Below are 14,590 nucleotides of genomic sequence, written 5' to 3' on the forward strand. Positions count from 1 at the left end.
TCAGTATCATTGGCTGATTGCATCCAATAAATAAGGTTTTCTAAGTTTCTATGGCGAAAAAATCTGATGATCAGCCGCCGGAGCAGATGGCCTTTATCCCCGGGTGACGCATCCCTTCCACGCCATAAAGGGCATAGATCTGGTCGCGTACGGTCTCAATGCTCGCGATCTCTTCGACCTGGTACTGGCGGCAGACTTCCTCGCGGATCAGTGTCGGGGCGGCGAACACGCCGAGTCCAGTACGGCCAAATACCTTGATCAGGGCACTGTCATCAATTTCCGCGGCTTCTCGCACACGGATGCCCTGGTCGCGGAACCACTGCATGAGCTGCTGGTAGTAGGGCGCATCCAGGGCGCTGGCAAGAAAAGGAAAAGCGTCCAGACTGGCGGGGAATCCCGGCGCCAGACGTTGCGCCAGAGATGGTTCCGCAAACAGGCTGATAGCGGATTGGCTTAGGGGATTCAGATACCAGCGGAAATCCTCTTCCCCTGCCGGTGGTCTGTCCGTGATCACTACATCCAGATCATGGCGGGCCAGGGCACCGGTGAGGTCTTCCGGGGTCCCGGTGCGGCATCTGAGGGTGACGGGCGTGGCGATATCAAGTGCTGGCGCAATCACCCGGTAGGCAAACAGCTTGTGGATTGAGGCCACGATGCCAACTCGCAGCTTGCGTGCCGGTGCCGCATCCGCGTCGTCCAGCCATGCTTCCAGTTCCTCCGCGGTGCGGAACATCGGGTCGGCATACTGGAAAACTGTGCGCCCGGTATCGGTCATGAGCAGACGGCGACCGCGGCGCTCAAAGAGGCGTGTTCCCAGATCTGCCTCGAAGGTACTGATCTGACCGCTCAGTGTCTGTGGCGCAAGGTCCAGTGCCTCGGCGGCTCGTGCGATTGAACCTTCCCGGGCCACCACCCAGAAATGGTGCAGATGACGGTAATTCAGCCGTTGGCGCACGTCTGGTCCTCCTTCAGGTTGGCAAGGCTTCGGGTCCCTTATACAGTTATACGATCCCTGAGTGAAAGGTCTTCTTGTGGTTCCAATCATCCATCACCCGTGCTACAGCTTCCCGTTCCCGGGGTCACATCGCTTTCCCATGAGCAAGTTCGGCCTGCTCATGGAGCATCTCAGCGAAACCGGGATCGCCACTGCGGCCAATCGCTTCCGGCCAGGGCGCTGCCGTCGCGACTGGCTGCACGCGGTGCACTGCCCGGATTACATCGAGCGCTTCCGCAACAACTGGCTCACTCACCGGGAACTCAAGCGGGTAAATCTGCCTTGGAGCGAAGGGCTGGTCCGTCGCACATTGACGTCACCGGCCGGCACGGTTCTGACAGCGCAGCTGGCCCTTCACTATGGGGTCGCCTGCCATCAGGCCGGCGGCACCCATCACGCCCAGTACAATGTTGCTGCTGGGTTCTGTATTATCAATGACCTGGCCGTGGCATCCCATGTTCTGGTTGAACACAATCGACTGGAGCGGATCCTGATTTTCGATTGCGATGTACATCAGGGCGATGGCACTGCGCGCCTGCTGGCGGATGAGCCACGCGCCGTCACCTGTTCCATTCACTGTGGCCGGAATTTCCCCTTCACCAAGGCCCTGAGCGATGTGGACGTGGCCCTTCCGGATGGGCTGGAGGACGACGATTACCTGAACGAGGTTTCCGACTGTCTGCACGCGCAGCTGGACCGATGGCAGCCTGATTTGGTGCTGTACGCGGCGGGTGTGGACATCTACTCAGGAGACCCATTGGGGCGTCTGAGGGTCAGCGAAGAAGGCATCCGGCGTCGGGAGGCGCTGGTTCTGGATACCCTGAAAAAGCGCCAGATTCCCGTGGCGAGCGTTATCGCGGGTGGCTATGACGATGACCGGCAAGCACTGGCGCGCCGCCACGCAATTGTGACTGAACAGGCATACCGACTCTACCTCTGAGTCTCCAGCAGCCAAGTCTGTAGATTGATCAGGATGCGGTCCGCAACCCGGTGCGCCTTATCGGCATAAGGCCCCTCGAACAGCTCGTTCACAGTCGCATGGAAGTGTGCCCCCCAGCGTTCAAAATGTTGCGGCTCCAATGGCTGCTTCGCATGCACCGCTTCATGTTTTGCAACCATGTTCTGTGTGTACGCGCCGCGCTCGCCCAGCAGCATCTTGCGCCAATAGGCCTCAATGGTGGGCAGATGATGATCGAGGTCGACGCCAGCGGTTTCCAGAAATACGGGCGCCATGACCGGGTCGTCCAAGAGCCGGCCGTAGAAAGTCTGAACCAGTTGGTGGATGGCTTCAGGGCTGTCGAGATCGGTTTCCGGTCGCTGATCCAAGGGCATCGGTTCCAAGCTTAGCTGTCCGCATCTGGTTCAAAGTCTGCCACCTGGTTCCGGGCATAGCAATTGCCCGGAAGCTATTGGGTCGATGGTGCATTGTGCCTTGAATCATTGGCGACTGGGCGTCATTTCGCCTCGCGTGCAGGTGAGCCTTCACGCTGCTGCGCCTGCCAGCTCGGAGCGTAGTAGACATCCGCTTGAGACGGCGGCAGCGGCTCGCGACCCAGAATATGGTCGGCCGCTTTTTCGCCGATCATGATGGTTGGGGCGTTGATATTGCCGTTAGTAACAGTGGGCATGATGGATGAGTCCACCACGCGCAGGTTCTCCACGCCGCGCACACGACATTCCGGATCTACTACCGCCATGTCGTCCTCGCCCATGCGGCAGGTTCCGCAAGGATGATAGGCGGTCTCCGCACTTCGGGCGACCCAGTCGTCAATCTCATCGTCGGTCTGGACTTCCTTGCCTGGCGAGACTTCGTTGCCTCGATAGGGATCAAACGCCGGCTGAGCAAAAAGTTCACGGGTCAGGCGCAGCCCGTCGCGGTAAGCCTGCTTGTCCGCTTCCTCGGTCAGGTAGTTGAACTGCATCCGGGGTGGATCTGATGGATCCGCCGACCGCAGCCAGACACGACCGCGACTGTAGGGCTTGTTGGCGCCCAGGTGCACCTGGAAGCCGTGTCCCTTGACCGCGCTGGAGCCGTCGTAGGCGATGGCGCCGGCGAGGAAGTGGTATTGCAGGTCCGGGTATTGGAGGCCGGCGCGACTACGGATGTAGCCGTTGGATTCGAACTGGTTGCTGGCGCCCAGGCCGGTTTTGGTCAGGAGCCACCGGGCCCCGATCCACCCTTGGGCAATGGGGTTGAGCCAACCGTTCAGCGTGATTTTCTGCGTACAGCGCTGCTGAACCCAGACCTCAAGATGATCCTGCAGGTTTTCGCCCACGCCAGGCAGATCCTTGACGACCTCAATGCCATGCTCGCGCAGCTGCTGGGCTGGGCCAATGCCTGAGAGCATGAGCAGCTTGGGCGAATTGAAAGCGCTGGCGGACAGGATGACTTCCTTGCGCGCACGCACCCGCACGAATTTGTTGTGCTGTTTGTATTCCACACCTACGGCGCGCTGACCTTCCATGATCACGCGCTGCGTGTGTGCGTGCATTTCCAGTTGAAGGTTATCGCGTTTCAGGGCGGGCTTGAGATAGGCGTTGGCTGTGGATGCACGCACGCCATTTTGCACCGTCATATCCATGCGACAGAAGCCTTCCTGACGGTAGCCGTTATAGTCGCCGGTCTGGCCGTATCCGGCTTGCTCGCCCGCCTCTATAAAGGCGCGGTAGAGTGGGTTACGCATGTTATTACCGTTGCATACGCCCAGCGGTCCGCCGGTGCCGCGGTAGTCGTCCGCGCCATAGATGCAGTCCTCGGCGCGCTGGAAGTAGGGCAGTACATCCGAGTAGTCCCAACCGCGGGCACCGCGTTCCGCCCATTCAGCAAAATCCCCGGCAGAGCCGCGAACATAGGCCATGCCATTGATCGACGAGGAGCCGCCGATTACCTTGCCCCGGGCCTGATGAAGGCAGCGGTCATGCAGCCCCGGCTCCGGCTCCGTGTGCAGGCCCCAGTCAAAGCGGGGTTTGTTCAGAGGGATGGAGAAAGCAGTGGGCATCTGGATGAAGATGGAGTTGTCTTTGCCACCGAACTCCAGCACTAAGACCTGATGGGTCCCATCCCGGCTCAGCCTGTCTGCCAGAACGGAGCCGGCAGAGCCGGCCCCCACGATGACGTAATCGAATTCCCGGTCAAAGTGCTGTTCACTCATGATCTGCCCTCGGTTCCTGTTTATTCCCCGCTTTGGTTGCGTTGGCCCGGCATGGAGACATCGCCAGGCGCTTCCCGGCACCGTTGCAGATAGTCCATGTGACGCTCGTACTGATCAAGAATGTCCTCAATGATCTGGGACTGGGTATAGTCCATCAGGTCGTAGCCCTGACCGCCTTCTGCCAGATGCACCTCAAGCTGGCAATAGTCGTTGTGCTCGGCGTGGGGCCGGATAGCGAAGGCGGGCATGGTCGCCATACGGGGCCAGACCTGATAGGTGAACAGGCCGTCCTCGCCCAGATCCACGTCGAGCTCCAGATGCCGGAGGTCGTCATCCCAGCCGCTGGTCCTGGCTTCCACACCCCGTTCGCGCAGTTCGTGTTCGATCTCGCCCATTGCCGGTTTTACGGTCTGCTCAAGAAAGCGCATGGCCTGATTGTAGTCCGGGAAACTGATGGCCCGGGTCAGGCGCTGACGCCAAGTGGGCGCATTGACGTCCGTGCCGGCGAAGGCGCCCGCCGGGGCTGGCCTTGGACGGCGATGCTTGAGCGACTCGGTCTTCAGCGCTTTGTAGAGCCCCACCATGATGAAGAAAAGCACTACCGAGAACGGCAGCCCCATGATCACAACTGTGCTCTGGAGTGCGTGCAGGCCACCGGCCATCAGCAGTGCCAGGGTGAGGAGACCGATGATGGAGGCCCAGAGAATGCGCATCCAAACCGGTGCGTCATGGTTCACATCCTTCAGGATAGAGGTGAAGTTTGACAGTACCAGTGCGCCTGAGTCGCCGGAGGTGACAAAGAACACGATCGCCAGGATGGAAACCACAATCGTAGTCAGCCCTGCCCAGGGCAGGCTTTCCATGAACATGTAGATCGACGATGCCGGATTGTTCATCGCCTGTTGGCCAAAGGATTCGGCGCCATTCATGACCATGTCGATAGCGCTGTTCCCCATGATGGACATCCATACCATCATGAAGGTCATGGGCAGAATAAGCGTTCCGACCGTGAACTGCCGGATGGTTCGGCCGCGTGAAATGCGCGCCAGGAAAAGCCCTACAAAGGGACCCCAGGCAATCCACCAGGCCCAGAAGAAGATGGTCCAGCCATTGAGCCAGTCGGTGGGTTGATCATAGGCATAGGTGTTGAACGACATACTGATGAACCCGGTAATGTAATCGCCGATGTTCATCACCAGGGCGTTCAGCAGAAAGATGGTGGGTCCGGCGACCAGTACGAAGATCACCAGCAGCGCAGCCAGCAGCATATTGAATTCGGACAGCCGGCGAATGCCTTTTTCCACACCGCTCACGGCCGAAAGAGTAGCGAAAATCACGATCATGAGCACCAGTAAGGCCTGAACCCAGGTGGTTTCCGGCAGGCCGAACAATTCGGCCAGGCCGTAGTTCAACTGGATCACACCGATACCCAGGCTGGTGGCAATGCCGAACACCGTGCCCAGCACCGCGGCGATGTCCACTACATGGCCGATAGGGCCGTAAATGCCGCGCCCGAAGATGGGGTACAGGGCTGATCGAATCGTCAGTGGCAGGTTATGGCGATAACTGAAATAGGCCAGGGACATACCTACCAGGGTATAGATGCCCCAGCCGGATACGCCCCAGTGCAGAAAAGTCAGCTCCATTGCATGGCGAGCTGCTTCGACGGTCCCGCCCTCGCCCTGTGGGGGTGCCAAGAACTGGGAAACCGGCTCGGCAATGCAGAAGAACAGCAGGTCAATGCCGATGCCGGCGGCAAATAGCATCGACGCCCAGGACACGATATTGAATTCCGGTTTGGAGTGGTCCGGGCCCAGGCGGATATCGCCAAAGCGTGAGGCTGCGATGATGATCACGAAAGCCAGATAGGCTACTACCGTGAGGAAGTAATACCAGCCGAAGGTGTTCGAGACCCATCCCAGCACGGTGTTGATTGCGCCTTCCGCCGAACCCGTAAAGAACATGGTCCAGAGCGCGAAGAGCACGATCAGAACGGATGATGCGAAGAAAACGGTTGGATTGAGCCGGTCGCGGGCTTCGGCCGCTGGGGCCTGTTGATCCATACGGTAACTCCCCAATTTTTATTTGTGGTTTTCAATCGTCGGGATGTTATCCCACCCAAGCTACCTTGGGCTATCGGTACTTAATCTTGGTATCTGATATGTCGAGTCGAGCGTAATTTGGACTTCGTGACCCGGTATCCAGAATCTCCTAGTACCAATAAGCTGAAATCAGAATAACTAAGAGTTAAGCGTAGCAGTCAAGAAAGCAGGGGAGCGTTATTGTTTCCGGATCTCGGTTGAACGGATGTCCAACTCGGGGGAAGCGCACTGCAGGCCAGTCTCTGGAAATGGCGGAGAGGGAGGGATTCGAACCCTCGGACCGCTTACACGGTCGCCGGTTTTCGAGACCGGTGCAATCGTCCACTCTGCCACCTCTCCGCAGCAAGGGTCGTATTCTAACGGCTCTGCGGCGCGGCGAAAAGCCAGGACTATTCAGGCTTTTTGCCGCTGGAAAGCGTCTCCTCAGGTGGAGGGGAGGACTGGAAGATGTTAGAAATAGGCTCTTCTCTTTTCGGCCTTAGGAGTGTCTGAACCATGTCAAAGCAGATTCCGATCGTTGATTCCGAAGGACTTCTGGAGTACTCAGTGGTATTCAACGACCGTTCCCTGAATCATATGAGTAAGGAATTTCAGGGGGTTATGAATGACATCTCAGGCACTCTGAAAAGCGTCTATAATGCCAGTGCGACTATCGTAGTGCCTGGCGGTGGGAGCTATGGCATGGAGGCGGTGGCGCGTCAGTTCGCCAATGACGCAGGTTGCCTGATTGTACGCAACGGCTGGTTCAGCTATCGCTGGAGTCAAATTCTGGACGCCGGGCGCATCGCCTCGGAAACTACTGTGCACAAGGCCCGCCAGCTGGAGGAGGGCAGTCAGGTTCCATTCCGTCCAGCGCCGCTGGACGAGGTCGTTGCTTCGATCCGCGAGAACAAGCCGGAGGTTGTGTTTGCGCCCCATGTAGAGACAGCCGCGGGCTTGCGGCTGCCTGATGAGTACCTGAAAAAGGTGGCGGGTGCGGCCCATGAAGTGGGCGCGATCTTCGTGCTTGATTGTGTGGCATCGGGTGCACTCTGGGTGGATATGCAGAGCATCGGAGTGGACGTGTTGATCAGTGCCCCCCAGAAGGGCTGGAGTGCTTCACCCTGTGCGGCGCTGGTGATGCTCAGTGACCGGGGCCTGGAACGGCTGCAATCGACGACCAGCAGCAGCTTTGCCTGTGATCTGAAAAAATGGCACCAGATCATGCAGGCTTATGACAATGGTGGTCATGCTTACCACGCCACCATGCCCACTGATGCGCTGAAAGACTTCCGGGATGCCATGAATGAGACGGTCAATGACGGTCTGGATGCGACCCGGGCGCGTCAGGAAGAGCTTGGGCGCCGCGTACGCGGGCTGTTTGCCGAGCGCGGGTTCGTAAGCGTTGCCGCCGAGGGTTTTGAGGCTCCAGGCGTTGTGGTGCTCTATACAGAGCGTGATGATTTCCATAAGGGCAGCGGCTTCATCGGCCAGGGTCTGCAGACGGCTGCTGGCGTGCCCCTGGCCTGCGATGAGCGGGATGATTACAAAACGTTCCGGATTGGCTTGTTTGGGCTGGATAAACTGCGCAATAGTGATCGGGCTGTTGACTGGCTTGCGCAAGCGTTGGACGGTCTCGGCGTCTGAAACCCTGCCGTGATCGAGTCATTTCTGCCGCCCTCTTTGGACCCGCTAACAGCGGGTCTGCTTCTGGCGGCCTCGCTGCTCACATCTATGATTACCGCCGCCCTTGGGGCAGGGGGTGGGGTTCTACTACTGGGGTTGATGGCCGTATGGCTACCGCCTGTGGCCATTGTTCCGGTGCATGGCCTGATTCAGCTCGGCTCGAATGCCGGACGCTTCGCGATGACCTGGCGCCGGGCAGACTGGGGAGCACTGGCCGCTTTTGCGCCCGGCGTTATAATCGGCATGGCAGCAGGGGCCCTGTTGCTGGTACGACTGCCGGAGCAGGTCTGGCAGATCACCATCGCCGGTTTCATTCTGTTTCTTTGCTGGGGGCCATCACTGGCGTCGGCGGCGCTGGGGCGCTCCGGTATCATGCTGGCCTCGATGGTAACCAGCTTCATTACTCTGTTTGTAGGGGCTACAGGGCCGTTTGTGGCCGCCTTCATCAAGCAGCTCCACAGCGACCGATTCCGCACCATTGCCACCTTTTCCGGGGCCATGTTGCTTCAGCATCTTCCCAAGGCGCTGGTGTTCACCATGGCAGGCTTCAGTTTTCTTGAATGGCTTCCCTGGGGTGCCGCGATGATCGCCTGCGGTCTCGCCGGCACCCGTCTCGGGCTGAACCTGGTCCATCGCATGGGCGATCATACTTTCCAGCGGCTGTTCAGCGTCATCCTGACGCTGTTGGCGTTGCGCCTGCTATGGCAGGCACTGCCCTGATCACTCCCAGATCTCTTTTTCCACACGGTCTTCCAGCTCTGGATAGTTGCTGAGCCGGAAACGCGGAATGTGGCCCTGTTTGCGCTGGGCCAGGTAATCCCGTGTGAGTTTCACGACAGTGCCGGATAGGAAGACGATGGCGATCAGGTTCACTGTGGCCATCAGACCCATTGAGGCGTCGGCGGTATTAAAGACAGTGATTACTGCCTGATAGCCGCCCCAGATCACCATGGCCAGCGCCGCGCAACGCAGGGCATAGATCCAGCCCCGGGAGCGGGCGCCAAGGTAGACCAACGCGTTTTCGGCGTAGGAGTAATTGGCGACAATTGAAGTGAATGCGAAGAACATGATGGCAACAGCGATGAACTCACCGCCCAGGTCGCCAAGATGAATCTCCATGGCAAGCTGCGTCAGTTCTGCACCGGTGACCTCCGTGCCACCCTCCATAACCCCGGAAGCAGGATCATCACGGCCGTTGCGGTGCAGATTACAATGGTATCCACAAAGACCGCAAAGCCCTGAATCAATCCCTGAGAGGAAGGATGATGCGGCACCGGTGTGGCGGTAGCGGCAATGTTTGGCGCCGACCCCATGCCCGCCTCGTTGGAAAACAGACCGCGTTTGATGCCGTTGAGCATGGCGGCTGTAATGGAGCCCGCAGCGCCGCCGGCAGCTTCGCCGAAGCCGAATGCGTTCTGTACAATGCTGGCGAGAATGCCGGGAACCTCGGTGATATTAAGGACCATGATTCCGACGGCGAGGAGAACGTAGAGGCCCGCCATGATGGGAACAATCAGCTCCGCAAAGCGCGCGATGGAGCGCAGCCCACCGAAGATCACCAGGCCGGCGACAGCGGCCACTATGATGCCAACAATTCCCTGATTGACGCCGAAGGCGCCCTCAACGGCGGTGGCGATGGCGTTGGACTGGACGGCATTGAATACGAGACCGAAAGAAAGAATCAGCGAGAGGGCAAATATAACCCCTGCCCAGGGCGCTTTCAGCCCACGTGCCATATAGAAGGCGGGACCACCCCGGTATTGGCCATCACTATCACGGACCTTGTAAAGCTGCGCCAGGGTACTTTCCGCGTAACCTGTCGCCATGCCCACGAGCGCCACCATCCACATCCAAAAGATGGCTCCGGCGCCGCCTAGATAGAGGGCTACCGCCACGCCTGCCAGATTACCCGTGCCCACGCGCGAGGCAAGACTGGTACAGACAGCCTGGAACGGCGAGATCCCGGATTTATCACTCTGGCGGGAGCCGCGGATGGCGCGGATCATCTCCCCGAAATTGACGAACTGCAGGAAGCCCAGACGGATGGTGAAGAACACCCCGACGCCCAGCAGGCCGTAGACGAGAATGTAGTTCCAGAAGATGGTATTCAGAAAGCCGACAATGGATTCCAACAAAGCACAAACTCTTGCAGGTAATTGGTTAGGTGGTATTTTGACTGTTCGCCATCAAATAATAGCAGTAGAGCAGGCTACAGATGAATGACAACAATAAAGAAATGGTTATTCCGACACTGGATCGCCAGCGTGAAATCTATCTAAACGGATTGAGCGGTGATCGCCCGAGCGTTCCCGTGGATTACAATGAACTCCAGGTGCGTGCTGAGCGCGCTCTGACGCCGGAAGCCTATGCCTATATCGCCGGGGGCGCTGGTCATGAGCACACTATGGATAGCAACCGCGAGGCGTTCAGTGAGCACCGTATCCTGCCACGCATGCTTAATGATGTCTCGCAGCGTGATACCAGTGTTACGCTTTTCGGGCGAAAGCTACCTAGTCCGATGTTGTTGAGTCCCATCGGGGTAATGGAGATGGTGGACTCCAAAGGCGATGAGCTGGTGGGACGGGCCGCCGCCTCGGAGCAGGTCCCCATGATCTTTTCGAACCAGGCTTCCCAGCCCATGGAGACTGTTGCAGGGGCTATGGGCGATGGGCCCCGCTGGTTCCAGCTCTATTGGAGCAAATCCGATAACCTGGTGAAAAGCCTGGTCACGCGTGCCGAGAAGGCCGGCTGCGAGGCCATCGTTGTGACCCTCGATACCACTGTTCTGGGCTGGCGCACCCGGGACCTGGACTTGGCCTATCTGCCGTTTCTGCGCGGTAAGGGTATTGCGCAGTACACGAGTGATCCGGTGTTTCTCGAACGCCTTGAGCAGGCTGTTCAGGAAGATGCCGACGGGGCTCCCAAACCACGGGTAACCATGGAAACGCTCAAGGTGCTGCGCGAAGTAGCCCAGGCCTGGCCGGGCGGCACATTGGAGGGGCTGCGCTCGGGTAAGGCGAGGGCCGCGGTTCAGGAGTTCATCAATACCTATTCCCGCCCCTCGCTGACGTGGGATGACCTCGCCATGCTGCGTGAACACACCCGTCTTCCAATTGTGCTCAAGGGCATACTGCACCCGGAGGATGCCCGAATGGCAGTGGAATACGGCATGGATGGTGTGATGGTTTCAAATCACGGTGGTCGTCAGGTCGACGGCGCTGTATCAAGCTTCGAGATGCTGCCGCGTGTGGTGGAGGCCGTTCAGGGTCGGGTGCCCGTAATCATGGACAGCGGCATCCGGGGTGGCGCTGATGTATTCAAAGCGCTCGCCATGGGGGCTACAGCCGTGGGGATTGGTCGACCCTGGGTCTATGGGCTGTCCCTCGATGGTGAAGAGGGTGTGCGGCAGGTGCTGCGCAACCTGAAAACCGATTTTGAACTGACCATGGGCCTGGCGGGCTGTGCATCCACTGGCGAGATTTCGCCGGAAAACCTGTCATGACCAACAATCCGGGCAACTGCTGTTGCCGTCTCTCCCTTTAGGTTTCACAATTCAGAACGATGGCGGATCCGAATGGGGATAAACGGATGATGGTCAGGCCTCTGTATACCTTTGCTGCGGCCCTGGTACTACTATTGGCTGCATTGCCGGCGATCGCTCAGCCGCTCTCGGATGCGCGGATTGAGCGTTTTATTGCGAGTCTGGGTGACCTTGACCAACTGGCGGAGCGGGTCGAGCAAACCGATATGTTCGGGAGCATGGGCCAGGAGATCCAGAAGGCGGCTCGTGAGGGCGAATTCCGCCCCATGCATGTCATGATTGAGAAGATGCGCAACCATGACATGCATGGCGAATTCGCCGCGATGGTTTCCGAGCATGGATTCAAGCGGCCCGAGGACTGGGCCGACACCAGTGACCGCATCATGCGGGCCCTGACGGCCATGGAGCTGAAAAAACACAATCAAGACGATGTGCAGGCCGAGATGAGCACCATGATGGAACAGATGAAAAACAACCCCAATATCTCGAAGGAGCAGCGCAAGCGCATGCGCCAGCAAATGGAGCAGGCCATGGCAGGGATGAAGGCGATGACCGACGCACCCGAAGCGGATATCAAAGCTGTGCGTCCTTATCGTGATCGCATACGCCGGGCGATGAACGACTGAATCCAGTCAGCGGGAGGCAATAGCGTGATACGGATTCTGGTTGTGGATGATCATGAGCTCGTGCGTACCGGCATAACGCGTATGCTGGAGGACGATGGCGAGATCGAGATCATGGGGGAGGCTGACTCCGGTGAAACGGCCGTCGAGCAGGTCCGGCGAGACCCGCCAGACGTGGTGCTTATGGATCTTCGGATGCCAGGAATCGGCGGGTTGGAAGCCATGCGGCAGATTCACCGCATCAACGATGACGTGCGAGTGATTGCGGTGACGGCCTGTGCAGACGATCCTTACCCCACCCGGGTGATGCAGGGTGGCGCTCACGCTTACATCACCAAAGGCGCGGAGTTGCAGGAGATGCTTCAAGCCGTGCGACGCGCGTCGCTTGGGCAGCGCTACATAAGCCCGGAGATCGCCCAGAAAATGGCGCTGGGTAAGGTCAATGGCGGTACCGAAGAGTTCAGTGCGTTTGATGAGCTTTCGGAACGTGAGCTCCAGATTGCCACCATGATTGTTCAGGGGCAGAAGGTTCAGGTGATCTCAGACAAACTCTGTGTCAGCCCCAAGACCGTGAACACCTACCGTTATCGCATTTTTGAGAAACTTGGGATCGACAGCGACGTTGAGCTGACGCTGAAGGCGGTGAAATACGGCCTGTTGGATGCCGATGAAGTCTGAAACCGCTGACTCCTTTGATGCCGCGGCTTTTCTTAAGCAGGTTACTGAAAAACCGGGCGTCTACCAGATGTACGATGCCAACGGTGATATTCTCTACGTTGGCAAAGCAGCCAATCTGCGTAAACGGCTCGCGAGTTACTTCCGGAAACAGGGACAGGCGGTCAAGACGCAGTCGCTGGTGAGCCGGATCGCGGACATCCAGGTTACGGTTACTGCGAGTGAGACCGAGGCGCTGCTGCTGGAGCAGAACCTCATCAAGTCCCAGCGCCCGCCTTACAACATCCTTCTGCGGGACGACAAATCCTACCCCTACATTTATCTCTCCAATCACAGGGATTACCCATCGCTGACTTTCCGGCGCGGCAAGAGTAAGCGGGATAAAGGCACCTTTTTTGGGCCTTTTCCCTCCGGTAGCGCGGTACGCGAGAGCCTGAACATCCTCCAGAAAGTATTCCGCATCCGTAACTGCAGCGAGAGCTACTTCCGCAACCGCTCACGACCGTGTCTTCAGTATCAGATCAACCGCTGCACCGCGCCCTGTGTGGGCATGATCTCACCGGAGGAATATCAGCAGGATGTGCGCCGCGCCAGGCTGTTCCTGCAGGGTAAGAACCCTGAGATTATTCAGGAGCTCATGGATGCGATGGAACAGGCATCCACCAGTCTTGATTTTGAGCGTGCGGCCCAGTTCCGTGATCAGATCAACTACCTGCGCCAGGTGCAGGAGCAGCAGGCCATTGAAGGGGGCAGTGCGGAGCTCGACGTGATCGGCCTCAGCCAGGAGGCCGGTGTCGTCTGCGTGGTGGTGCTTTCCGTCAGGGGCGGTCGTATTGTGGGCACCCAGCATTTTTTCCCCCGGCTATCCATGGACCAGGCTGAAAGCGAACTCATTACCGCCTTCATCGGTCAGTTCTACCTGGGTGAGGACAACCCGCGCGAGATCCCCAGAGAAATTATTGTGGGGGATGAGATACCAGACCGGGAGGTTCTTGACCAGGCGCTTTCCAACCAGGCGGGGCGGGACACGCGGGTACGCCACCGGGTCCGTGATGAGCGCCGACGCTGGTTGCAGATGGCTCGCACCAATGCCGAGGAAACGCTCCGCAGCCATCTCTCGAATAAAGAGACCGTCTACCGCCGTCTGCTGGCGCTTCGGGAACTTTTGGAGATGACCGAGGTCCCGGCGCGGATGGAGTGTTTTGATATCAGCCACAGCCAGGGCGAGAACACGGTCGCATCCTGCGTGGTTTTTGACGAGAATGGCCCCCTTAAGAGCGATTACCGACTTTATAATATTGAAGGCGAAACAGCCGGAGACGACTATGCAGCGATGGGGCAGGTTCTGCGGCGACGCTATCGGCGGATCAAAGCCGGTGATGGCAAGCGTCCGGATCTGGTGTTCATCGACGGTGGGCTTGGTCAGCTCAATGTCGCACGGGCGGTGTTTGAGGAACTGGGGATAGATGATATTACCCTGATTGGCGTGGCCAAGGGCGAGGCGCGCAGAGCGGGTATGGAGGAGTTGATCGAGGCGCTGACTGAGAGCCGTTTTCGGGTGCCGCCGGATTCGCCGGCGCTGCATCTGGTGCAGCATATACGAGACGAAGCTCATCGGTTCGCCATAACCGGCCACCGGCAACGCCGCGATAAGAAGCGCAGCAGCTCGACTCTTGAGGGGATTCCCGGGGTGGGGCCGCGCCGGCGCAAAGACCTGATAAACTACTTCGGTGGGCTGCAGGAGCTCCGTAAGGCCAGCGTTGGTGAAATTGCCAAGGTGCGAGGAATAAGTGGGAGCCTGGCCGAATCCATTCACGCAGCACTGCATAACGAGTAAC

The 14,590-nt window shown here is 58.6% G+C and carries 11 protein-coding genes, 1 tRNA gene and 1 pseudogene; 7 read left to right on the plus strand and 6 right to left on the minus strand.

The genetic code is table 11. The features are described 5' to 3' along the window. Positions 1–70: 70 nt before the first annotated feature. Positions 71–955, minus strand: a complete 885-nt coding sequence (locus tag AAF659_RS04475) for a LysR family transcriptional regulator (RefSeq protein ID WP_349750485.1) — start codon at positions 953–955, stop codon at positions 71–73. A 139-nt stretch (positions 956–1,094) separates the two neighbouring features. On the opposite strand from AAF659_RS04475, the gene AAF659_RS04480 reads away from it, so the two are divergent. Then, positions 1,095–1,934, plus strand: coding sequence for a histone deacetylase family protein (locus tag AAF659_RS04480; protein ID WP_349750486.1), 840 nt, complete (start codon positions 1,095–1,097; stop codon positions 1,932–1,934). Here the strand turns inward: AAF659_RS04480 and AAF659_RS04485 are convergent. From AAF659_RS04485 to AAF659_RS04500, 4 genes are all read right to left on the minus strand, one after another. Then, positions 1,925–2,320: a group III truncated hemoglobin gene (locus AAF659_RS04485; protein ID WP_349750487.1), complete on the minus strand. Its 396-nt coding sequence runs from the start codon at positions 2,318–2,320 to the stop codon at positions 1,925–1,927. The two genes, AAF659_RS04480 and AAF659_RS04485, sit on opposite strands and share 10 nt — an antisense overlap. Positions 2,321–2,448: 128 nt before the next feature. Continuing rightward, on the minus strand, positions 2,449–4,146 hold the full coding sequence (gene betA / locus AAF659_RS04490) for a choline dehydrogenase (RefSeq protein WP_349750488.1): 1,698 nt from the start codon (positions 4,144–4,146) through the stop codon (positions 2,449–2,451). A 20-nt stretch (positions 4,147–4,166) separates the two neighbouring features. Then, on the minus strand, positions 4,167–6,209 hold the full coding sequence (gene betT / locus AAF659_RS04495) for a choline BCCT transporter BetT (protein WP_349750489.1): 2,043 nt from the start codon (positions 6,207–6,209) through the stop codon (positions 4,167–4,169). Positions 6,210–6,497: 288 nt separating this feature from the next. Further along, positions 6,498–6,587, minus strand: a tRNA-Ser gene (locus tag AAF659_RS04500). Between the two features lie 156 nt (positions 6,588–6,743). On the opposite strand from AAF659_RS04500, the gene AAF659_RS04505 reads away from it, so the two are divergent. After that, positions 6,744–7,874 carry an aminotransferase class V-fold PLP-dependent enzyme gene (locus tag AAF659_RS04505; protein WP_349750490.1) on the plus strand — a complete coding sequence of 377 codons (1,131 nt, stop codon included), beginning with the start codon at positions 6,744–6,746 and terminating at the stop codon, positions 7,872–7,874. Positions 7,875–7,883: 9 nt separating this feature from the next. Next, entirely contained in the window at positions 7,884–8,633 is a 750-nt protein-coding gene (locus AAF659_RS04510; RefSeq protein WP_349750491.1) for a sulfite exporter TauE/SafE family protein, read from the plus strand. Here the strand turns inward: AAF659_RS04510 and AAF659_RS04520 are convergent. Beyond that, positions 8,634–10,048: pseudogene (locus AAF659_RS04520) on the minus strand (alanine/glycine:cation symporter family protein). It abuts the gene before it with no gap. Positions 10,049–10,128: 80 nt separating this feature from the next. On the opposite strand from AAF659_RS04520, the gene AAF659_RS04525 reads away from it, so the two are divergent. The 4 genes from AAF659_RS04525 to uvrC all read left to right on the plus strand — a co-directional run bounded on the left by AAF659_RS04525 (position 10,129) and on the right by uvrC (position 14,589). After that, a complete protein-coding gene (locus AAF659_RS04525) occupies positions 10,129–11,415 on the plus strand; it encodes a lactate 2-monooxygenase (RefSeq protein WP_349750494.1) in 1,287 nt (428 codons plus the stop codon). Between the two features lie 86 nt (positions 11,416–11,501). Then, positions 11,502–12,080 (plus strand): hypothetical protein, encoded by a 579-nt coding sequence (locus tag AAF659_RS04530; RefSeq protein ID WP_349750495.1) that lies wholly within the window; start codon positions 11,502–11,504, stop codon positions 12,078–12,080. A gap of 24 nt (positions 12,081–12,104) precedes the next feature. Next, positions 12,105–12,755 carry a UvrY/SirA/GacA family response regulator transcription factor gene (gene uvrY, locus AAF659_RS04535; protein WP_349750496.1) on the plus strand — a complete coding sequence of 217 codons (651 nt, stop codon included), beginning with the start codon at positions 12,105–12,107 and terminating at the stop codon, positions 12,753–12,755. Next, the gene (gene uvrC / locus AAF659_RS04540) at positions 12,745–14,589 is read left to right on the plus strand and encodes an excinuclease ABC subunit UvrC (protein ID WP_349750497.1); all 1,845 of its coding nucleotides are present in this window, start codon (positions 12,745–12,747) and stop codon (positions 14,587–14,589) included. The genes uvrY and uvrC overlap by 11 nt, the downstream gene beginning before the upstream one ends. Position 14,590 lies beyond the last annotated feature (1 nt).

Source organism: Salicola sp. Rm-C-2C1-2 (assembly GCF_040196175.1).
GTDB lineage: Bacteria > Pseudomonadota > Gammaproteobacteria > Pseudomonadales > Oleiphilaceae > Halospina.

Coding starts and splice junctions, on each gene's coding strand:
- AAF659_RS04505 (WP_349750490.1), top strand. CDS start 6,744: ATGTCAAAGCAGATTCCGATCGTTGATTCCGAAGGACTTCTGGAGTAC.
- AAF659_RS04525 (WP_349750494.1), top strand. CDS start 10,129: ATGAATGACAACAATAAAGAAATGGTTATTCCGACACTGGATCGCCAG.
- betA (WP_349750488.1), bottom strand. CDS start 4,146: ATGAGTGAACAGCACTTTGACCGGGAATTCGATTACGTCATCGTGGGG.
- betT (WP_349750489.1), bottom strand. CDS start 6,209: ATGGATCAACAGGCCCCAGCGGCCGAAGCCCGCGACCGGCTCAATCCA.
- uvrC (WP_349750497.1), top strand. CDS start 12,745: ATGAAGTCTGAAACCGCTGACTCCTTTGATGCCGCGGCTTTTCTTAAG.
- AAF659_RS04480 (WP_349750486.1), top strand. CDS start 1,095: ATGAGCAAGTTCGGCCTGCTCATGGAGCATCTCAGCGAAACCGGGATC.
- AAF659_RS04530 (WP_349750495.1), top strand. CDS start 11,502: ATGATGGTCAGGCCTCTGTATACCTTTGCTGCGGCCCTGGTACTACTA.